At 70.5% G+C, this 19,074-nt stretch carries 18 protein-coding genes and 1 pseudogene; 6 read left to right on the forward strand and 13 right to left on the reverse strand.

Annotation, left to right across the window (positions count from 1 at the left end; translation table 11 throughout):
* Positions 1-15: 15 nt before the first annotated feature.
* Positions 16-960 carry a GlxA family transcriptional regulator gene (locus ACFXKA_RS39175; protein ID WP_379431308.1) on the reverse strand — a complete coding sequence of 315 codons (945 nt, stop codon included), beginning with the start codon at positions 958-960 and terminating at the stop codon, positions 16-18.
* A 111-nt stretch (positions 961-1,071) separates the two neighbouring features.
* Here ACFXKA_RS39175 and ACFXKA_RS39180 point away from each other — a divergent pair.
* Positions 1,072-1,427, forward strand: a pseudogene (locus tag ACFXKA_RS39180) (hypothetical protein).
* Here ACFXKA_RS39180 and ACFXKA_RS39185 read toward each other — a convergent pair.
* Positions 1,399-2,043, reverse strand: a complete 645-nt coding sequence (locus ACFXKA_RS39185; protein WP_379431294.1) for a TetR/AcrR family transcriptional regulator — start codon at positions 2,041-2,043, stop codon at positions 1,399-1,401. The pseudogene ACFXKA_RS39180 and the gene ACFXKA_RS39185 overlap by 29 nt on opposite strands.
* Before the next feature lie 92 nt (positions 2,044-2,135).
* Here ACFXKA_RS39185 and ACFXKA_RS39190 point away from each other — a divergent pair, with 92 nt between their 5' ends.
* The gene (locus ACFXKA_RS39190) at positions 2,136-3,155 is read left to right on the forward strand and encodes a hypothetical protein (RefSeq protein ID WP_379431295.1); all 1,020 of its coding nucleotides are present in this window, start codon (positions 2,136-2,138) and stop codon (positions 3,153-3,155) included.
* Positions 3,156-3,197: 42 nt separating this feature from the next.
* Here ACFXKA_RS39190 and ACFXKA_RS39195 read toward each other — a convergent pair whose 3' ends face one another.
* The 10 genes from ACFXKA_RS39195 to ACFXKA_RS39240 all read right to left on the reverse strand — a co-directional run bounded on the left by ACFXKA_RS39195 (position 3,198) and on the right by ACFXKA_RS39240 (position 14,034).
* Positions 3,198-3,809 (reverse strand): hypothetical protein, encoded by a 612-nt coding sequence (locus ACFXKA_RS39195; protein WP_379431296.1) that lies wholly within the window; start codon positions 3,807-3,809, stop codon positions 3,198-3,200.
* 41 nt (positions 3,810-3,850) lie between these two features.
* Complete coding sequence (locus ACFXKA_RS39200) at positions 3,851-5,311, reverse strand: hypothetical protein (RefSeq protein WP_379431297.1); 1,461 nt, start codon at positions 5,309-5,311, stop codon at positions 3,851-3,853.
* Positions 5,308-6,009, reverse strand: coding sequence for an FHA domain-containing protein (locus ACFXKA_RS39205; RefSeq protein WP_379431298.1), 702 nt, complete (start codon positions 6,007-6,009; stop codon positions 5,308-5,310). Before ACFXKA_RS39205 ends, ACFXKA_RS39200 begins: the two co-directional genes overlap by 4 nt.
* 10 nt (positions 6,010-6,019) lie before the next feature.
* On the reverse strand, positions 6,020-7,312 hold the full coding sequence (locus ACFXKA_RS39210; RefSeq protein ID WP_379431299.1) for a VWA domain-containing protein: 1,293 nt from the start codon (positions 7,310-7,312) through the stop codon (positions 6,020-6,022).
* Entirely contained in the window at positions 7,309-8,220 is a 912-nt protein-coding gene (locus ACFXKA_RS39215) for a protein phosphatase 2C domain-containing protein (RefSeq protein ID WP_379431300.1), read from the reverse strand. Before ACFXKA_RS39215 ends, ACFXKA_RS39210 begins: the two co-directional genes overlap by 4 nt.
* 3 nt (positions 8,221-8,223) lie before the next feature.
* A complete protein-coding gene (locus tag ACFXKA_RS39220) occupies positions 8,224-10,485 on the reverse strand; it encodes a tetratricopeptide repeat protein (protein WP_379431301.1) in 2,262 nt (753 codons plus the stop codon).
* Positions 10,482-10,736: a hypothetical protein gene (locus tag ACFXKA_RS39225; RefSeq protein WP_379431302.1), complete on the reverse strand. Its 255-nt coding sequence runs from the start codon at positions 10,734-10,736 to the stop codon at positions 10,482-10,484. Before ACFXKA_RS39225 ends, ACFXKA_RS39220 begins: the two co-directional genes overlap by 4 nt.
* Positions 10,737-10,883: 147 nt before the next feature.
* Positions 10,884-11,705, reverse strand: coding sequence for a PaaX family transcriptional regulator C-terminal domain-containing protein (locus tag ACFXKA_RS39230; RefSeq protein ID WP_379431309.1), 822 nt, complete (start codon positions 11,703-11,705; stop codon positions 10,884-10,886).
* A gap of 84 nt (positions 11,706-11,789) precedes the next feature.
* Positions 11,790-12,992 carry a saccharopine dehydrogenase family protein gene (locus ACFXKA_RS39235; protein ID WP_379431303.1) on the reverse strand — a complete coding sequence of 401 codons (1,203 nt, stop codon included), beginning with the start codon at positions 12,990-12,992 and terminating at the stop codon, positions 11,790-11,792.
* A 19-nt stretch (positions 12,993-13,011) separates the two neighbouring features.
* Positions 13,012-14,034, reverse strand: coding sequence for an alpha/beta hydrolase family protein (locus ACFXKA_RS39240; protein WP_379431304.1), 1,023 nt, complete (start codon positions 14,032-14,034; stop codon positions 13,012-13,014).
* Positions 14,035-14,124: 90 nt separating this feature from the next.
* Here ACFXKA_RS39240 and ACFXKA_RS39245 point away from each other — a divergent pair, with 90 nt between their 5' ends.
* A complete protein-coding gene (locus tag ACFXKA_RS39245; RefSeq protein ID WP_354837160.1) occupies positions 14,125-14,976 on the forward strand; it encodes an acyl-CoA thioesterase II in 852 nt (283 codons plus the stop codon).
* Positions 14,977-15,058: 82 nt separating this feature from the next.
* On the opposite strand, the gene ACFXKA_RS39250 is transcribed toward ACFXKA_RS39245, so the two are convergent.
* On the reverse strand, positions 15,059-16,750 hold the full coding sequence (locus tag ACFXKA_RS39250; protein WP_379431310.1) for an APC family permease: 1,692 nt from the start codon (positions 16,748-16,750) through the stop codon (positions 15,059-15,061).
* A 208-nt stretch (positions 16,751-16,958) separates the two neighbouring features.
* Here ACFXKA_RS39250 and pdxT point away from each other — a divergent pair, with 208 nt between their 5' ends.
* From pdxT to ACFXKA_RS39265, 3 genes are all read left to right on the forward strand, one after another.
* Entirely contained in the window at positions 16,959-17,582 is a 624-nt protein-coding gene (pdxT, locus tag ACFXKA_RS39255) for a pyridoxal 5'-phosphate synthase glutaminase subunit PdxT (protein ID WP_354837552.1), read from the forward strand.
* Between the two features lie 95 nt (positions 17,583-17,677).
* Positions 17,678-18,430 (forward strand): YebC/PmpR family DNA-binding transcriptional regulator, encoded by a 753-nt coding sequence (locus ACFXKA_RS39260; protein WP_354837162.1) that lies wholly within the window; start codon positions 17,678-17,680, stop codon positions 18,428-18,430.
* Positions 18,431-18,525: 95 nt separating this feature from the next.
* Entirely contained in the window at positions 18,526-19,050 is a 525-nt protein-coding gene (locus ACFXKA_RS39265) for an O-acetyl-ADP-ribose deacetylase (protein WP_379431305.1), read from the forward strand.
* The last annotated feature ends 24 nt before the right edge of the window (positions 19,051-19,074 follow it).

A 19,074-nucleotide genomic window follows, 5' to 3' on the forward strand; every position in this document is an offset into this window, starting at 1 on the left:
GCCGGGACCGTCCGGTCACGCCCGGCGCGCGGTCCGGAACTGGGCCCGATAGGCGGACGGGGTGATGCCGAAGCGCCGGAAGAAGATGCGGCGCAAGGATTCCTCGCTGCCCAGACCGGATAGGTGGGCGGCGGCGGTGACCGAGGCCCCGGCTTCCAGCATCGCCTGTGCGGCCTCGACGCGCGCCGATTCCACGAATACCGCAGGGGTGGTGTCGAGTTCGTCGCGGAACAGCCGCGTGAGCTGCCGGGTGCTCACGGCGGCGCGGGCCGCCATGGCGGTGAGCGAATGATCCGCGGCCGGGTCGGCGAACACCTCGTCGACGACGGCGCGCACATCGTCCCGGCGCGGCACCGCGGTGCGGGACGCCACCGAGAACTGCGATTGCCCGCCCGGCCGCCGCAGGAAGACGACCAGTTCCCGCGCCACCTCGCGGGCGAGGTCGGCGCCCTCGTCCTCCTCGACCAGGGCCAGGGTCAGGTCGAGGCCCGCGCTGACTCCGGCCGAGGTGAGGTATTTGCCGTCGCGAATGTAGATGGCATCCGGTTCGACCGTGATCGACGGGTAGGCGCGGGCCAGCCGGGCGGCATGCCGCCAATGCGTGGTCGCCCGGCGGCCGTCGAGAAATCCGGCCTGCGCCAGGACGAACGCGCCCGTGCACACCGAAGCCGTCCGGCGCGTGGACGGCGACAGGGCGCGAACGGCGTCCAGAATCGCGCTGTCGACGGGGGAGCGCGGAAACCGGTCGTCGCCCGGCACGATCAGCGTGTGCACGCGGCCCACCTCGGCCGCGGCCGCGTCGACGAGCAGGCGCGTACCCGCCGCGGTGGTGATCGGTGCGCCGTCCGGTGAGCACAGCGTCACGTCATAGCGCGCGCCCGACCCGGCGGCGGTGCTCAGCACCTCCAGTACGGCGGTGACATCGAGCAGCCGGACGCCGTCGAAGGCCAGCACCGCCATTCGCTTCCTGCCCACCTACCCGAACCTAGCACTCCGGCATGTCTGGATCTGTGGGGTTCCTGTCCGGAAAGACACGGTGCCGCGCCCGCCGCGTCGGCGAGTGTGGTTGCCATGGAACACATTGCCGATATCGCCATCCCCGACAGCACTCTGGCCCGTGAGGCCACCGAACTGGTCCGCGACACCGCGGGCGAACTGCTCTTCGATCACTCCCGCCGGGTCTACCTGTTCGGTGCGCTGCAGGGTGCGCGCCGCGGCTCACCGAGGAGCAACGCGCCGCCGTGATCCGCGCCCACCCGCGCCCGGATTTCAAGCGCCGCATCCTGGCCGCCTTCACCGACGGGATCGCCCGCCGCCCGGACACCACCTTCGGGAATGTGAAAGCCGATGTCCTGGAACACTTCTCGCCAGGATTCCGGCGCGGCGACTTCGTCGAGGTCATTCTCGATTCGCCCTGGGCGGACTGACCTCCCGGTGGTGACCAGCGGCCGAATAGCCACGGATCAGTGGCAAGTACACGGTGTCGACGATGTCCACCAGGACATCGTCGGGCACCGTCGGCACGCCGCGCGTCACGAACTCGTTGCGCAACAGGTCGATCGGCGTGGTGGCGACCCGGGGCACGCAGGCCGCGGGCGAGGCGTCGCCGCGGTCGACCGCCCGCTCGAGGATGGTGAGCCACGGCCGGGTCCCCGCGTCCCCTGACTGTTCCCGCAATTGCGCGAGCAGTTCGGGCTCGTTCGCGAGCTGGGAGAGCAGGCTGCGCAGGATCTCGCCGAGCGGCGAGGACAGATGGGAGTTGGCGCGGCGCAACAACTCCAGCGCGTCCGCGCGCAGGGCGCCCGTGTCCGGCAGTTCGAGCGCGGCCGAGGTCAGTTGGCGATACGCCGCGACGCCCAGTGCGGCGCGCTTGGGCCAGCGCCGGTAGATGGCGTTCTTGTTGGTGCCCGCCCGGGCGGCGACGGCATCCATGGTCATCCCGGGGTATCCGGATTCGAGCAGTTCGTCCACGGCCGCGCGCAGGATCGCCTGTTCCAGTGCCGGGCCGCGGCGGCGGGTCGGGCGCTCTGTCGATTCGCTCATAACGGTACTGAGCGTACCTTGCGAGACCGGTTCCACGCGGGCTATGGTCGCAACTAGGGTACGAACCGTACCGTAAATGGAGGAGGTAGCCGATGAGAGCGATCGGCGTTTGCTACGACACCGGCTTCGTGAACCTGGGCAGCAGCACCCACGAGCCGTTCGATATCGCACGGGTGCGCGAGGATATGCGAGTCATCCGCGCGGACCTGCACTGCGACGCGGTCCGCATCACCGGCGGGTACCCGGAACGGCTGAATCTGGCGGCCTCCGAGGCCGCGGCCGCCGGATTGGAAGTCTGGGTGTGCCCGTTCCTGAACGACGTGACCGAGGACGAGGTCCTCGCCGTCGTCGCCGACTGCGCCGACCACGCGGAACGCCTGCGTGCGAGCGGCGCGGAGATCGTGCTGGCGGTCGGGTCCGAGCTCGCCATGTTCGTGCTCGGTTATCTACCCGGCGAAACCCTGGCCGAGCGAGCCGCCGCCCTGCGCACCCCGGCGGGCCAGGCCGCGCTCGCCGGAATCCCCGCTCGCGTCAACGATCTCCTGGCCCGCGCCGCCGCGATCGCCCGGGACCGGTTCCGCGGCAGGCTGACCTATTGCAGCCTGCCGTTCGAGCAGGTCGACTGGGAGCTCTTCGACATCCTCGCCACCGACGCCGGATACCGCGGCGCGGAGCTGGCCCCCGGCTATCGGGACACCATGCGCGCCTACGTCGCTCAGGGTGAGCAGCTCGGAAAGCCGGTGGCCATCACCGAATTCGGCTGCCCGTCCTTCCGGGGCGCGGACGATGCGGGCCCGCACGACTTCGACATCATCGAATGGGACCCGGACACCGCGCGGCCGCTACGCCTCGACGGCCGCTACGAGCGGGACGAGCCCGCCCAGGCCGACCACCTCACCGACCTGCTCGGCATCCTCGATACCGCGGGCGTGGACGCCGCCTTCTACTACTGCTTCGCCCGCTACGATCTGCCGCACCACGACGACCCCGCGCTCGACCTGGACCTGGCGAGCCCGGGACTGGTGAAAGTCCTTCAGCCGGACGGTGGTTCGCTGACCTGGGAGCCCAAGGCGGCGTTCGCAGCCCTGGCGGAGCAGGCGGAATCGCGCTGAGTTCCGCGCCGCGGCTCGGCCGATCAGGATCGCCGGGCGGGTTCAGCCGACCCGGATCGCCGGCCGGTCCGGATGGTCCCAGGCGACCTGGATTTCGGGTTCCTCGGCGTGCTCGCGCTGGAACTCGAGCAGCCCGTCCACGGTGAACCGGCTCGCGGCGTCCGTCCGGCGGCGCAGCGCCCCCGCCGACATGCGCAGGCCGACAGTCAGATCGAAGTCCAGGCCGCGCCCGAGCAGCATGGGTCCGGCGATGAACAGCACCGTGGTGTCGTCGGCGGTGCGGATGCGAGCGCGGGCGGAGCGATCGGCGCGTTCGTCCCAGAGGGCAGGCAGGTAGCGCCCGGTGTCCCGGAGCGGTTTGAGGACTTCGCGATTCAGCGCCGCGTAGTCGAACCACCCGGTGCGGTAGGTGAATTCGCTGTCGCGATCGTATTCCAGGCGTACGGAGGCGGGCCGGACGAAATCGTGCAGCGACACCACCGCGGCGGGACGGCCCCGGGTGCGCAGGAGTTCGGCGACCCCGTTCGCGACGGTGAGTGGATCCGCGGCATCGGCGCCGTCCACCGCGATCACCGCATACCCCGTCAGCGTCATGGCCCGCTCGGCGATGAGTGCGTACAGGGCGTCGGGGCTGATGGCGGTGAAATCGGGCACGAGACCATCTTGGCCGAGGTCTGGTGCCCGGTCACCTCCGGTCAGCGGTACTCGGCCAGGCGCGGGCGGACACCGAGCAGCACCAGCACCGCGACGACCATGGCCGCGCCGTACGGGAGCCAGGTGCTCCAGCCCGACAAGTCGTTCTCGCCCTGGGTGATCGCGGTGTCGAAGGCGTGCTGGTTGATGTCGATGGTCGACACCAGGGCCGTGTCGTAGGCGGCGAAGTGGTCGTTGGAGGCGCCGGTGTCGAGGGCGATGGCCGCCCGCAGGTCCGAGCCCGCCAGTCCGCGCAATGCGTGATCGTCGTGCTGGTAGGTCTGATAGGCGAGCAGGCTCTGCTCGGCGGCCTGGCGCTCGCCGGAGAAGGTGATGTTGCGCAGTTCCTCGCCGAGGAAGGAGCCGGCACTGATGGCCTGTGCGAGATCGCCGCCGTGTGCGCCGATCGCCTGGTCGAGCGCACCCGCGTAGTCGTCGACGCCGCGCGCCTGGACGCCGGCCAGTCGCTGCGCTTTCTCGAAGTAGCTCTGCTGGTATGTCGCCGCGTGTGCGGGGTCGAGCAGTAACCGGCTCTCGTCGGCATTGGCGTCATAGCTCAGCGCCCGCGCCTGCCGCAGTGCCAGCAGCGAGTCGAAGGCGTCCCGCTTGGCGACGGTGAGCTGGTGCGCCGCCGCGGCATTCGCGAGGTAGCCGCCGCTCAGCACCCCCAGCATCAGCACGGTGGTCGCGGCCAGCGCCGGGTTGACCCGCCGGTGCAGCACCACCCGCAGCACGACCTGCAATCCCGCCAGCACGACGAGCAGCAGCAGGCCCAGCACGGCGATGCGTACGCGGGCCGCGACCGTGGTGTGCTCGCTGTCCTGGTAGGCCTGGCTCAGCACACCGCTGTTGGCGTCGGCCAGCTTCTGGGCGCGCGACAGCAGATCCGGCACCATCCCCGTCGCCGCCCGGTAGGCCTCCAGGGTGCGCGCCGAGGGCTGTCCCGCGGCGCCGCGGTCGAGATCGCCGAGCTGGAAGGTGTCCGCGGCCAGTGCCTCGTACTGTCCGAACTTGTCGAGCAGCTCCCGGATCTGCCGGGACGCATCGTCATTGGTGGCGATGGTCATGGCCTGCTGCAGATCGGCGTCGGCTTGCACCCGGCGTCGCTCGTAGCCGGCGAGCGCGTTCTCGCGCACCGTGGCCAGCGTCGAATCGTTCCCGGCGAGCAGCACATTCGCCAGTTGGGCGTCCATATCGGCCAGTGCGAAGTACAGGTCCTCGGTGGCGGTCACGGTCGGCGCGGTGTGCCGGCCGATCACCTCGATGCCGTGCCGGGTCGCCCGCGCGTCGGCGGCGATGACCAGCGCGGTCACCGCGGTGAGCAGTACCGCGGCCACGGCCAGCAGCCGGATCCAGCCCGGGGTGTCCGAGCGGCCCGGGAGCAGCCCGCGCACCTGCGTGAGCACCCCGGCCCGACCGGTCTCGGGGCGCGGAGTCCGGGGACGGGTGAGCATCGTCGTCATGACGGGGTGTCCTGCTTCAGGGTGAGAGTGGTCCACGCGCCCAGGTGGATACGGTCACCGGATCGCACCGGCACCGCCTGCCCACGCGGAATGGGATCGGCGGCCGCGTTCACGCGGGTGCCGTTGGTGGAGCCGAGATCGATGACGGCCCAGCCGTTTCCAGGCTGGGCGACGAACAGCACGTGCAGGTGCGAGACGCCCGGATCCTGCGGGGGACCGGTGAGATCGATCTCGGGATCGATGCCCTTGGAGGCGCTGTAGCGGCCCACCCGGACCTGCGCGCCCTGCAGCGCGAAGACGCGTTCGGGGCAGTACGCGGGGAAGTCGACGTCGTCGTCCTCGCCGCGCATGGTGTCGAAGTACTCGCGGTCAGCGAAAACGGTTGCCGTCCAGGCGGTTATGGAAGCCTCGGAGTCGGGCGTCGGCACGACCATCGCCGGTGCGGGCGCGACCATGGTCGGCGCGGGCACGGCCACCGTGGCGGCGGGCGCGGCCCTCGTCACCACGGGCCCGCCCGCCACGAAGTCGTAACTGCACCCCTCGCAGAACCGTCCCGTCTGCGGCTCGCCACACGCCGGGCACGGCACACCCGTGGGTTCCGGTGCGGGCGCGGGTTTCTCGCCCGCCTCCATGAGCAGCCCGCACACATCGCAGTAGTCGCCGGCCGCCGAAGCGTGTCCGGCCGGACAGGTCAGCATGGTCTCCCCCTCACCGCTTGTGCACGCGGGAGGTCTTGGTCGACCGCGTGTCCAAGGTCATCTCGTCGGCCTTGCGCACCGCGGACTTCAGCCGAACGGTCCCGGTCCGCGCATCGAGCACGTCGACCACGCCCTCCAGAAGTTTGGCGGTGTCCGTATTGCCGGACACCGCGGCGATCCGCACCGCGCGCCCGAGTTTCCTGGTGGCCGTGTCGAGATCGCCGTCGCGGCGCGCGGCGAGGCCCTCCTGGATGACCCTGGCGAGTTCGGCCTGCCCGGTGTAGTGGGCCACCTCCGGGCTGATCTTGCTGGACTGGGCGACGTCGTCGGTCCACACGGCCTTGATCAGCCCCTGCCCGAGCACCTCGGCCTGATCCCCGCTGCCGCGCACCAGCGCGACCCGCCCGGCGAGCATGACATCGCCGAGTGCGCCGGGCGCGACCTCGACGCAGATGTGGTAGTCGCGGCTCTCCGCGCCACCCCAGGACCCGGTCGGGTATTCGCCGGTCTGCGTACCGGTTTCGGTGCGCCGCCCGGTCAGGTCGAGCAGCTCCGGCGCGACCTGCTTGACGAATTTCACGGCGGCCCCGCGCGGGGTCCACAGCCGCAGCGCGACATCGGCGACCGACTTGCCCATGGCTGCGGTGGTGATGGCCTGGAAGTCGGCCACCAGATCCCGGGCGTCGGCGACGATGTCGACGGTGCCGAGCAGCGCGCTCGAGATCTTGCGCAGTTCCGCGATCTCCCAATCGGTGCCGACGCCCCGGCAGTCGCACACGTACACCCCGGTGCCGGCCTGGATCTCGGCGTCGAGCTGCTGCGGCGTCTCGTGCTCGTCACGGCCGTCGGTGAGCAGGATGGCGTGGCGCAGCCCGGTCCGGTCCCCGAACAGCTGCCGCGCCAGCCGCAGCCAGGTGCCGATCGCGGTGCCGCCCCCGGCGCGCAGGTTCTGCACGGCCGCAATGGCATTGGCCTTGCTGCCGGGGGAGGCGGTGATCAGCGACGGCGTGACCGGGTACGCCATGCGCGCCTGGTCGGTGCCCGCCACCACGGCGAAGTCCACGCCGTCGCGCACCGCCGAGATGGCGGCGGCGGTGGCGTTCTTGGCGGCGGCCAGCTTGCCGTAGGCGTGGTCCATGCTGCCCGAGCAGTCGACGATGATCACCTCGGCCGCCCCGCCGCCGGCCGGTATCGCGCCGCCGCCGGTCGCGGCTACTGTCACGACCGCGTCGACCCGTGTCGCACCGGCGGGCAGGTACTCGTTCTGGAAGGTGTCGATGCGGAAACCCAAGGGGTCGTTCATGATCGGTCATTCCTCGAAAGGGCGGGAAACGGTGCGACGGCGACGGTGATGTTGTCGCCGCCACCGGCGGCCAGCGCCAGATCGGCCAGCCGGTGCGCCGCGGCGCGGGGGTCGGTCAGGGCGGACGGCAGGGCGAGCGCGGTGAGCGCGGCGGCGTCGGGGTAGTAGTTCCACAGTCCGTCGCTGCACAGCAGCACCGCGCCCGGCCCGTCCGGGACGAAGGTGCGCAGATGGGGTTCGACGCCTTCCGCGTCGGCCCCGAGCCAGGCGGTGAGGGTGTGCGCGTCGGGCATGGACATGGCGGTCACCTCGTCCACGCCCAGATCCACCAGCCCGGCCGTCACCGAATCGTCGATGCTCAACCGGCGCGGCGGGGTGGCCGCGGGGTCGGCGGTGAGCCAGTAGGCGCGGCTGTCGCCGATGGACCCCACGGTGACCGCGGTCGCCGTGACCGCCGCGGTCACGATGGTGCAGGACGGTGTCAGCTCGCCCCGATCACCCAGGGCCGCAACGGCTTCGGCCGCCGCGCCGATGGCCAGCAGGGTCGCGGCCTCCGCGCCGAGACCCGCGCCGAGCTCGGCCGCCAGCCGGTCCGCGGCGGTGGCGGCGGCCCGCTGGGCGGCGTCGGCGGCGTGCTCGGAGCTGGACACCCCGTCGCACACCACCAGGATCCGGGTGCCGTCGAGGACGCGCAGCGCCATCGCATCCTCGTTGTGCGCGTGCCGCTTCCCGCGATCGGTGACCGCGGCGAGCGTGCCGAGGTCGAGCTGCCACCGGTCGGGCACGGCCGCCGGCATGATCTCACCGGTCAGCGATGCGCCGCAGTCCTCGCAGAATCGGTCGCCGTCGGCGCATCGCGCTCCACACGCCGGGCACACGTCAATCGTCTCCTCGAGTGTCGTCGTCATGGCTCACACCCAGCTGACGGGGCGAATGGCATTGGCGCGGTTGACCAGATCCCGCCGCGTCAGCTTGTCGGGGGCCAGTCGCGCCAGCGTCCGGAACTGGGATTCCAGCGCGGTCCGCAGCTCGCGATCGGCGAATCGGCAACCCAGCACGGTCGCGCCCGGTTCGACCGGCTGTGCGGCCGACAGTGTCCGCGCGGCGTCGAGGACGGCAATGCTCCGCCACGCCTTGTGCTCCGGATCCAGGGGCAGGCCGCTGAGGCGATCGCCGGCGGCGACGAGATATCCGTGCCGGCCCGACCCGCCCACGAGTTGCGCGCCGAAGGCGGCGAGCTGGGCGGCGATGTGATGGCTGGAGCCGGCGGGCACCGATTCCGCGGCGGCGATGGCGCCGTCGATATCGCGCTCCTGCAGCCGGGTGCGGGCCAGACCGAAGGCGGCACTGGGGTATCCGTGGTCGGTCCGCCACACCTGCAGGTACAGCCGGGACGCGGCGTCGAACTCACCCGCGCACTCCCGGGCCGCCGCGAGCGCGAGCTTGGCCGCCGCCTCACCGGGCAGCATGCCGTAGACGGTGTCGAAATGCTCGCGCGCGGCGGTGCAGTCGCGGCGGGCCAGGGCGGTCGCCCCGCGATACCAGGTGATCCGCCAGTCGGCGTCCTCCGACTCCTCGAGTGCGGCGAGTTCGGCGGTGGCCGTGTCGAAGTCGCCGCTCTCGATGCGGGCGCGGACCAGTGCCAGCGCCACCTCCGGCGAGGACACCGGTGCGGCCTCCAGCGCGGTCACCAGCTGCCGGGGATCGCCGATCGAGGTGGTGGCCAGGAAGCCCGCCGCGGGATCGGACGGATCGACCATGGGCACCGGCAGTGCCGCCACGATGGCCAGCGGGTCCGGAGTTGCGGGCCACCGCTGCGGGTCGGCGCCGAAAACCGCACGCTCGCCGCTGAACACGGTCGACAGCGCCGGCCGCGGCTGCCCGTCCTCGGCGGCCACCACCTCGCGCAGCACCCCGGTGACCTGCTCGGCCATCTCCGAGGCCGACCCGAACCGCTCGTTCGGGTCGGCGGCGGTGGCGCGCTCGAGCAGCCGCCGGAACGACGGGAACTGCGTCAGCAGCGGCACCTCCGTCGCGGGCGGCAGGGTGTACCGGTAGGCGCGCTGATAGTCGAAGTTGAAGGTCAGCACGGCCAGTGTCCGCGCCACGGTGAACAGATCCGATTCCACCGACGCGCCTTCGGTTTCCAGTTCCGGCGCACAGTAGCCGTCGGTCTTGAACCCGGCGCTGTCCTCGTCGTCCCTGTGCCGGACCGCGCCGAGGTCGATGAGCTTGAGCTGCTCCTCGGTCTGAATCATATTGTCGGGCTTGAAATCGCAGTACAGCAGATTCATGCCGTGCAGGTAGCCGAGCGCGGGCAGGATCTCGAGAATGTAGGCCAGCCCCCGCGCCAGCGGCAGCGGCTGCAGCCGTCCGGCCGGATCGTGCTGGGAGCGCAGCTCTTTCAGCGATGCGCCGCCGATGTACTCCATGACGATGTAACCGACCGGCTCCTGCGTGCGGGGGTCGGGATGGCGGACGAAGTTGAAGATCTTGACGATGTTCGGGTGCTCCACCGCCGCCAGGAACTGCCGTTCGGCCACCGCCGCCGCCAGGGCGTCGGCGTCACCGGTGTCGAGCAGGCCCTTGAGCACCACCCAGCGGTCGCTGACATTGCGGTCGCGGGCCAGATAGATCCAGCCCAGGCCGCCGTGGGCCAGACAGCCCAGCACTTCGTACTGCCCGGCCACCAGATCACCGGCCGTCAACTTCGGGGTGAAGGAGTAGGCGGTGCCGCACTGGCGGCAGAAGCCCTCGGTGCGGCCCGGCGCGCCCTCGCGGCCGCGGCCCACGCGCTGATTGCAGTTGCTGCAGAAGCGTTCGTGCTCGGGCACCCGCGGATCGGTCATGACCGCCGTGGACGGATCCCGGTAGGGCACCTGCGGAATCGACACCAGGCCCGCGCCCAGGCGGCCCCGGCTGGACCGCGCGGTGCGAGTCGAGCGGGAGGAGGAGCGGCTGGAGCCGCGGCGGCTCTGCCGGCCCGAGCGGGACGCGCCCACCCCGGTCCGGGAAACCGGATGCCCATCGGGCGTCGGCGCGGCCCCGGTGAAGGCGGCCGCGAGGACCGGTGTCGAAACGTCCTGTGCCGGTGCGGCGGGCGCCAGCCCGCATTCGCCGCAGAAGCCGTCCTGAATGGTGCCGCCGCAATCCGGCCGCAGGCAGTTGGTCATGGTCGTGCCGTCTTCTCGGTGATAGCCCGCTGAAACTCGGCCACCGCGCGGGTGGCGACGGCGAGATCGCAAGGGGCGGAATGGAGTAGCTCGTAGGCCCAGCCGTAGCGGGCGGCGCTTACGCCCGTCGGCGGTACCCCGTCCAGAAACCGGACGCCCGGATCGTCTTGCAGCTCCGCGAGATTCGCGGCGATTTCACCATGGTCGGCGTCGAGCCCGGCCAAGGCCTGATCGACCTCGGCTATTGCCAACACTGGCACCCCCCGTTTCGGTGATGTCCCTCATCGGGCGTGAGCCCGTCAGCACATGCTCCCACCGCTGAGCGTAAGCAAACCGTAAGGATTTTCCGGGTTCTGGGTCACCGTCGCGGCCGAGCCGGGGGATGATGTGCTGTCGGTCTACTCCCGGGCGCCGGTGGGGGCGGTGATCTCGGCGACCGCTTCCGCGTACCAGCGGAACAGTCGAATCGGCGGCAGGGGAGCGGCGTTCAGCTCCGCCCAGCACTCCGCGACGGCGGCCCGCGCGGTCACCCCGATCCAGTGCTCGGGAAGCAGTTCCGGCGGTAGCAGCGGATCGGACACGACCGCACGATCGAACTCGCTCGCCAACGTGATTGCCAGCGAGAGCTGTCGGGTCGGATCCGCGGTGCGCAGTGCCGGCAGGGTGCGCTCGGCGGCGGCGAGCAGCCGCTCGTGCCCGGCGGCCAGCCGGTCCAACGGCCACAGTCGCGCCGCGAGCTCGACACCCCCGGTGATCCCCCCGACCGACAGCTCACCGGTCGACAGCGTGGTGAGCTGCCCGTCGATGCCGAGTTTGCTTGCCAGGGAACGGATTCGGTCCTCCCACGCGTGCGGCGACACATACAGCCCGCCCTGGATCGGCGCGCCGCCGCGGTACACGATGTCCTCGCGCATGGCGTCGCGCGCCTGCCGATTCGCCTCGGGCACCGCGAACGCCGCCAGATGCCAGACGCCGTCCCACTGCACCTCCCCGCGATCCTGGGCGTAGGCGAAGCGCAGATACTCCAGATCGGGTTCGATGGTCCCGCGGGTGTCCTCGGTGGCGCGCAGCACCGCCTTGCGCCCACGCCCCTCGTGCGTGAATCGGCCCTCGGCCACCAGCCTTTTGATGCACAGCCGCACCTGCTGATCGCTCATGCCGAGCACGGCCGCGACATCGTAGAGCTCACCGGCGTCGATCGTGGCATCCTCCCGGATCATGCTCTCCACGAGCGTCCGGGTCGGAATCTCGGTGGCCGGAATCAGATCGTCCACGGCGTACTCCTCATTTCACGATGCACGGTGCTACCCGACCGGTTCCCGCTCGATGACGACCGGTGAGCCGCCGCCGAATTCGCGGCCCAGATCCGCGAAGAACCGTGGCGCGTCGATGACCGCCTCCGGCGGATGCACCCCCGGCCGGCGGGCGCAGCCGTTGATGACCTGGGACATGCCCAGCGCCAAGGGCATCCCGGTCGCCCGCGCCATATCGCCGAACAGCTTATCGATGCCACCGGCCACCGACGGGTCCAGGTGTGCCAGCACCCGATATTCGCGCCCGGCTCGCCGGCCCGACAGGGCGGCGAAGAACGGCGGCAGATTCCCCGGCCCCCGGGTCCGCAGGGCCGTCGGCACCGAGCGGGCGATCCGCGCCAGCGTCGGCCGCGCCAGCTCCTGCGCGGCCTCCTCATTGGTGAGCCGGCCCGCGTCGATATCGCGGCGCAGCATCTCCAGATAGGCCAGCGTCGACGGCGTCACCACCATCAGATTGGCCGCGTCGCCGACCGGTTTCAGGCTGCGCTGCAAGGTGATCGGCTCGGGATGGCCGATGGTGTACGCGGTGCCGCGCCGCCCGCCGGGCAGGGTGAGCTCGACCGGGCGCAGGGGACGCTGTGCGACCACCCGGCCCGCCGTCACCGCCGAGATGCTGCCGCTGCTCTGCTGCATCCAGTGGACGGCCGCCGCTGTCGGCTGCTCGTCGCCGAGCAGCGACTCCGCACCGCCGCCCGCGCCCGGAACATCCACCGGCCACGCGGTATACGCGTCCAGGACGGTGTCGAGCTCGGCCGCCGCCAGCGCCGCCAGCAGATTGCTGATCCCGGGACTGGCGCCCATTCCCACGATCGCGCACACCCCGGCCGCCCGCGCCCGGTCATCGAGCCCGAGCATGTCGACCGTCGGCTCCCAGTCGTCGCAGATATCGAGATAGTGCGTGCCGGTGTCGATCGCGGCGCTCAGCACGGTGCGGCCGAATCGGTAGTAGGGGCCGACGGTATTGAGCACCAGATCGACCTGCACGAGCGCGTCGCGCAACGCGGGGGCGTCGGTGACATCGAGGGGGCGCGCGGACACCGGTACCCGGGCGCCGGCGAAGCGCCGGGCCACCGCCGCGGCGGCCTGCCCGTCCCGATCGGCGATCATGATCCGCTCGACGCCCAGCAGCCGGGCGGCGGTGTCGACGGCGGCGGCGCCCATCGCGCCCGCCGCGCCGAGAGCGAGGACCTTCATGGCGTACTCCTGTGCAGCATCAGTGGTTCGGTGGCTGGGCGGCGTACTCGCGCAGCGCGTCGAGATAGCCCGGGGCATAGAGGGATCGGGGCGCGAACAGCGCGACCAGGAAGGACCGCAGGCTGTCGGGCTTGTCTAGATCGAACGTCACGATGTTGTGCGAGGCGTCCGGGAAGGTCCGGATGGTGAGCAGGCTCGCGGGTATCGATTCCCGGTACACGCGCGCCGTTTCGGCGACATCGACATTGAGGTCGTGCTCGCCGAGCAGCAGCAGCGTCGGAACCCGCAGTTGCGCAAGGGTTTCGGTGGCATCGGAACGGAAGTTCTTGCCCACGAACCGCCAGCGGTCCGCCGACATGGGCGGGGAATCCGCGGTGGCCGCGAGGTATCGGTCATAGCTCGCGCCCGCGCGCAGCAGTGACAGATCGTTCTCGCGTCGCCGTAGCTCGGCGGCGATCTCGTCGTCGGAGGCGTGCCGCTCGCGCAGTTCGGCGCGCAGGTTGTACTCGCCCTGCCGGATCCAGTTGACGGCCGTGCCGACCGCGATCATGAACCGCAGCTCCGGATGCCGGACCGCCACCTCGGGCAGGACCCACCCGGCCTGGCTGATGCCCCACAGGCCGATGCGGCCCGCGTCGATGTCCGGACGCCCGCGTGCCCACGCGATCGCGGCCTCGGTCTCGGCGGCCCGATCCGGCATGCTCTGGTCCAGCCAGTTGCCCGGCGCGCCGTTGACACCCGGCTTGTCCCACGCCAGTGACGCGTACCCGGCCCGCGCGAAGGTCTCCCAGATCGGCCGGTAGAACTCGTCGCGATCGGCGGTGGCCGCGCCGTCGCCGTGCACGAAAACCACCAGCCCGAACGGTCCGTCCCCGTGTTCCGGCAGCGCCAGCGTGCCCTGCAGCGGTTGAGCGCCCCCGGTGATGGTGACCCGCTCCGCGCGAATGTCGAAGTCGTGCTGGACGATCACCCATCCGCCCGCCGACAGCACCAGTGCGGCAACACAACTCACGGCGATGAGGGTCCGGCGCTTCCAGCTCATAAAACTATCGTAGCAAAAACGATCGTGTAGTGATTGATAGATTTGCGCGGTTGTTAGCCTGAGCGCGACAAACGCGAAGGGAACGGGTGCATGGCGACGATCGAAGAGGCGCTCGAAATAGAGCAACTCGAACGCGACATCTTCCGTGGCGCGTCCACCAAGACGCAGCTGCCACGCACATTCGGCGGGCAGGTGGCGGGGCAGGCGCTGGTGGCGGCGGTACGCACGGTGGATCCGCACTATCAGGTGCATTCACTGCACGGGTATTTCCTGCGGCCGGGCAATCCGGAGCGACCCACCGTCTACCTGGTGGACCGCATCCGCGATGGCCGCTCCTTCTGCACGCGCCGAGTCACCGGCGTGCAGAACGGCGAGGCCATCTTCACCATGTCGGCCTCGTTCCACGTCGGCGACGCGGGACCCGAGCATCAGGACCGGATGCCCTCGGTGCCGCCGCCGGCCGAGCTGCCCGACGCCAAGGAGTCCATGAGCCCGGAACGGCTGTGGGCCATGCGCGAATGGGAGCACTGGGACATTCGCACCATCCCGCAGCAGGAGGTGGACCGCCGCGACGGCCTCGCCGCCCAGCAGCAGGTGTGGTTCCGCTACCGGCACGCGCTGCCCGACGATCCGCTGTTCCACGTCTGCACCCTGGCGTACATGAGCGATATGACCCTGCTCGGCTCGTCCAAGGTCATCCACCCCGACGAGCCCACCCAGAACGCCTCGCTCGACCACGCCATGTGGTTCCTGCGCCCGTTCCGCGCCGACGACTGGCTGCTCTACGACCAGCAGTCGCCCTCGGCGGGTGCGGGCCGCGCGCTGACCGGCGGGCGGATCTGGAACCAGGCCGGGGAACTGGTGGCGGTGGTCGTGCAGGAGGGTCTGATCCGTACCTTCCGTGACGAGCAGGCCGAGTCGTACCCGGCCGGTACGGCCTGAGCCGCACCCGAAACCGTCCGAGCTGCAAACACATCGAGCGCGCCGCCGGTGAATTCCGGCGGCGCGCCCAGGTTTTCGGAGATCAGGCGGTCTGCACCCGCAGGTGACACACCACCGTGTCGTTCATCTTGCGCAGCACCCGCTCCAGCTCGTCACTGCGATGGCTGGGCAGCACGTGGTTCCACCCGGCGGGCGGCTCGATTTCGGCGATCACCACCACCTTGCGGCGGCCGGTGAAGTTATCGGCGACATAGCGCGCCACCGGGCCGCCGACCGTCGAATCACCGTCCTCGAGCAGCACCAGGCGCACATCCGGATGCCAGGCTTCCCACTCCTTGGTGAAGACGGTGATGTTCTCGCCCGGCAGGCAGACGTGCACCGCGGTGACGTCGCGGCCCAGCGACATGGCCGCCGAGAGCGCCTCGCGGCTCAGCTCCGACACCTCCGACACCGGCACCACGATCGCGGTCTCGGTGGCCTTCGGCTCGGCGGGCACACAGCCGGCGCCGCGGCAGCCGTCGATGCGGGTGTAGATCGCGCGGATCCGCTCCATGGCCACCACCAGCAGCGGCAGCACCACCACGATCAGCCACGCGCCCTCGGTGAATTTCATCGCGGTGGTGACGATCAGCGCCACGCAGGTGAGCACCGCGCCGAAGCCGTTCAGCGCCGCCCGCCACTGCCAGCCCGGCGTGCGCACGTCCAGCCAGTGCCGGACCATGCCGACCTGGGCGATGGTGAAGCCCACGAACACGCCGATCGCGAACAGCGGCACCAGCGCGTTCATATCGCCGCGGGACGCGGCCAGCAGCACCGCCGAGGACACGCCCAGCGCCAGCACGCCGAACCGGTACACCTGCCGTTGCGAGCTCACCGCGAACCGGTGCGGCAGCGAATTGTCGTCGGCGAGAATCTTGGTCAGCGTGGGCAGGCCGCCGTAGGAGGTGTTGGCCGCCAGCGCCAGCAGGATCACGGTCGCGAATTGCACGATGTAGTAGGCGATTCCGTGGCCCAGTGCCGACTCGGTCAGCTGTGACAGGATCGTGGTGCCCTCGATCGGGTGGATCGAGAACTTGCCGATCAGCGTGGCCAGCCCGAGCAGCATGAGGCCCAGCAGCACACCCAGCGCCACCTCGGCCCGCTGCGCGCGCTTGACCTTGGGCCGGGCGAAACTGGGCACCGCGTTGGCGATGGCCTCCACGCCGGTCAAGGCCGCGCAGCCACTGGAGAAGGCCTTGAGCAGCAACAGGATTCCGATGGTGCGTGCGTTCTCCGCGACCGCCGCGCCGGTGGCGATCGTGGCCGGTTCCGATCGCAGCAGGCCCGCGATGATCACCGCGCAGATGCCGAGCACGAACACCGCGGTCGGGGCCATGAAGGCGCGGGCGCTCTCGCGGATGCCGTACAGATTGAGCACGGTGATCCCGGCCAGCACGGCCAGGCAGATCCACACCGTGTAGGGGAACAGCTGCGGGAACGCCGAGGTCAGTGCCGCCACGCCCGCGGCGATCGACACCGCGACATTCAGCACGTAGTCCACGATCAGCGAGGCCGCGGCCACCAGACTGGTCCGCCGGCCCAGCCGGGCCTTGGCCACCGCGTACGCGCCGCCGCCGTTCGGGAAGGCGGCGATGACCTGCCGGTAGGACGCGATGAGCACGGCCAGCAGCACCACGATCGCCAGGGTCACCGGCAGTGTGAAGCCGAGCCCGGCCGTCCCGGCGGCCGCCAGCACCAGCACGATCGCCTCCGGCCCGTAGGCCACCGAGGCCATGGCGTCCAGCGAGAGCCCGGCCAGCCCGGTCGCGACGGTCAGCCCGTGCCGGGTCGGCGGTGCGTCGACTCCGCCGCGCGGCCCGGGCGAGGTTTGCGGTAGCAAATCAGTCACATGCCGCAGTGTTCACCCGAAACGCCTGTTGGACACCCGCCCTAACGGAACCCTGACACCGTAGGTGAGCAGGGCCACACACCCCCGCAACCGTATGCTCGACGGCGTGAAACCGAGGATTGGTGTGCTGGCGCTGCAGGGCGATGTGCGTGAACACCTGCATGCTCTCGAGGCGTGCGGGGCGGATGTGGTGCCCGTGCGCCGCGAATCCGAGCTGGCCGCCGTCGACGGTCTGGTGCTGCCCGGTGGCGAATCCACCACCATCAGCAAGCTGCTCGAGGTCTTCGACCTGCTGGAACCGGTCAGGCAGCGACTCCGCGACGGCCTGCCCGCCTACGGCTCCTGCGCCGGCATGATCCTGCTCGCCTCCGAGGTCCTCGACACCCGCCCGGACATGCAGCCGCTGCACGGCATCGATATGACCGTGCGGCGCAATGCCTTCGGACGTCAGGTCGACTCCTTCGAGGCCGATCTGGACTTCGCGGGCCTCGACGACGGCCCGGTCCGCGCGGTGTTCATCCGCGCCCCCTGGGTCGAGCGGGCCGGGGACGGCGTCGAGGTGCTCGCGCGGGTGCCCGCGGGCCCGGCGGCCGGGCGCATCGTCGCGGTGCGGCAGGGCAATGTCATGGCCACCTCCTTCCATCCGGAGGTGACCGGCGATCTGCGGGTGCACAAATTGTTCGTCGACACCGTGGTGCGTCCGCGCGCCGGAGTCTGAAAGTGCACTCGAGTAGACTGATGCAGTTGTCCGTCCTCCGGGGCGGGTAGTTTGCGACTTGAACGACAGCGCCCCCTGAAACGAGGAAGTAGGGAATGAGCGGCCACTCAAAATGGGCCACCACCAAGCACAAGAAGGCCGGGATCGACGCGAAGCGCGGCAAGCTCTTCGCGAAGTTGATCAAGAACATCGAGGTGGCGGCCCGCACCGGTGGTAGTGACCCGGACGGCAACCCGACTCTGTACGACGCCATCCAGAAGGCGAAGAAGTCGTCGGTCCCCAATGACAACATCGAGCGCGCCCGCAAGCGCGGCGGTGGTGAAGAGGCCGGTGGCGCGGACTGGCAGACCATCATGTACGAGGGCTACGGCCCCAATGGTGTCGCCGTGCTGATCGAGTGCCTCACCGACAACCGCAACCGCGCCGCCGGCGAGGTGCGTGTGGCGATGACCCGCAATGGCGGTAATATGGCCGACCCGGGTTCGGTGTCGTACCTGTTCCACCGCAAGGGCCTCATCACCCTGGAGAAGAACGGCCTCTCCGAGGACGACGTGCTCATGGCGGTGCTCGACGCGGGTGCCGAAGAGGTCAACGACCTGGGCGACGCCTTCGAGATCATCTCCGAGCCGGGTGACCTGATCGCCGTGCGCACCGCCCTGCAGCAGGCCGGAATCGACTACGACTCCGCCGAGTCGAGCTTCCAGCCGTCGATGTCGGTGGCCGTCGACGCGGACGCCGCGCGCAAGGTGTTCAAGCTGATCGACGCGCTCGAAGACAGCGACGACGTGCAGAACGTCTTCACCAACATCGACGTGTCCGACGAGGTGCTGGCCGAGCTCGACGCCTGATCGAGCTCCGAACGACGCGGGCCGCTTCCCGAACCGGGAGGCGGCCCGCGTCGTATTTCCCGGGCTCCACGGGTGCCGGATGCGAGAATCGCGGCGTGCCCGAATTGCGCGCCGTGCGAGGCGATATCACCGAACAGCAGGTCGATGTCATTGTGAACGCCGCGAATTCCTCCCTGCTGGGCGGCGGGGGAGTGGACGGGGCGATCCACCGCAAGGGCGGACCGGAGATCCTCGCCGCCTGCCGCGCACTGCGGGCCTCCCGGTACGGCGGCGGCCTGAAGACCGGGCAGGCGGTCGCGACCACCGCCGGAAACCTCCCCGCCCGCTGGGTGATTCACACCGTCGGGCCCGTGTGGTCGGCGACCGAGGACCGCTCCGCGCTGCTGGCCTCCTGCTACCGCGAATCCCTGTGCGTGGCAGACGAACTCGGCGCGGACACGGTGGCTTTCCCGGCCATCTCCACCGGCGTGTACGGCTGGCCCATGGATGACGGCGCCCGCATTGCCGTGGAGACCGTGCGGGGCGCCGAGACCCGGGTGCGGGAGGTGCGGTTCGTGCTCTTCGGCGACGAGGCGTTCGGAATCTTCGCCGCGGCACTCGCCGCGCATCAGGGTGGGTGAGCGGGCGAATTCCGGGTTTACCCC

The organism is Nocardia sp. NPDC059228, from assembly GCF_042754245.1.
Lineage (GTDB): Bacteria > Actinomycetota > Actinomycetes > Mycobacteriales > Mycobacteriaceae > Nocardia.

What these genes read in the sequence shown, in the direction of transcription:
- ACFXKA_RS39185 (WP_379431294.1), bottom strand. Translation starts at nt 2,043, where the DNA reads ATGAGCGAATCGACAGAGCGCCCGACCCGCCGCCGCGGCCCGGCACTG.
- ACFXKA_RS39210 (WP_379431299.1), bottom strand. Translation starts at nt 7,312, where the DNA reads ATGAACGACCCCTTGGGTTTCCGCATCGACACCTTCCAGAACGAGTAC.
- ACFXKA_RS39190 (WP_379431295.1), top strand. Translation starts at nt 2,136, where the DNA reads ATGAGAGCGATCGGCGTTTGCTACGACACCGGCTTCGTGAACCTGGGC.
- ACFXKA_RS39205 (WP_379431298.1), bottom strand. Translation starts at nt 6,009, where the DNA reads ATGCTGACCTGTCCGGCCGGACACGCTTCGGCGGCCGGCGACTACTGC.
- ACFXKA_RS39175 (WP_379431308.1), bottom strand. Translation starts at nt 960, where the DNA reads ATGGCGGTGCTGGCCTTCGACGGCGTCCGGCTGCTCGATGTCACCGCC.
- ACFXKA_RS39260 (WP_354837162.1), top strand. Translation starts at nt 17,678, where the DNA reads ATGAGCGGCCACTCAAAATGGGCCACCACCAAGCACAAGAAGGCCGGG.
- ACFXKA_RS39235 (WP_379431303.1), bottom strand. Translation starts at nt 12,992, where the DNA reads ATGAAGGTCCTCGCTCTCGGCGCGGCGGGCGCGATGGGCGCCGCCGCC.
- ACFXKA_RS39200 (WP_379431297.1), bottom strand. Translation starts at nt 5,311, where the DNA reads ATGACGACGATGCTCACCCGTCCCCGGACTCCGCGCCCCGAGACCGGT.
- ACFXKA_RS39220 (WP_379431301.1), bottom strand. Translation starts at nt 10,485, where the DNA reads ATGACCAACTGCCTGCGGCCGGATTGCGGCGGCACCATTCAGGACGGC.
- ACFXKA_RS39230 (WP_379431309.1), bottom strand. Translation starts at nt 11,705, where the DNA reads ATGATCCGGGAGGATGCCACGATCGACGCCGGTGAGCTCTACGATGTC.
- ACFXKA_RS39250 (WP_379431310.1), bottom strand. Translation starts at nt 16,750, where the DNA reads ATGGCCTCGGTGGCCTACGGGCCGGAGGCGATCGTGCTGGTGCTGGCG.
- pdxT (WP_354837552.1), top strand. Translation starts at nt 16,959, where the DNA reads ATGCTCGACGGCGTGAAACCGAGGATTGGTGTGCTGGCGCTGCAGGGC.
- ACFXKA_RS39215 (WP_379431300.1), bottom strand. Translation starts at nt 8,220, where the DNA reads ATGACGACGACACTCGAGGAGACGATTGACGTGTGCCCGGCGTGTGGA.
- ACFXKA_RS39240 (WP_379431304.1), bottom strand. Translation starts at nt 14,034, where the DNA reads ATGAGCTGGAAGCGCCGGACCCTCATCGCCGTGAGTTGTGTTGCCGCA.
- ACFXKA_RS39245 (WP_354837160.1), top strand. Translation starts at nt 14,125, where the DNA reads ATGGCGACGATCGAAGAGGCGCTCGAAATAGAGCAACTCGAACGCGAC.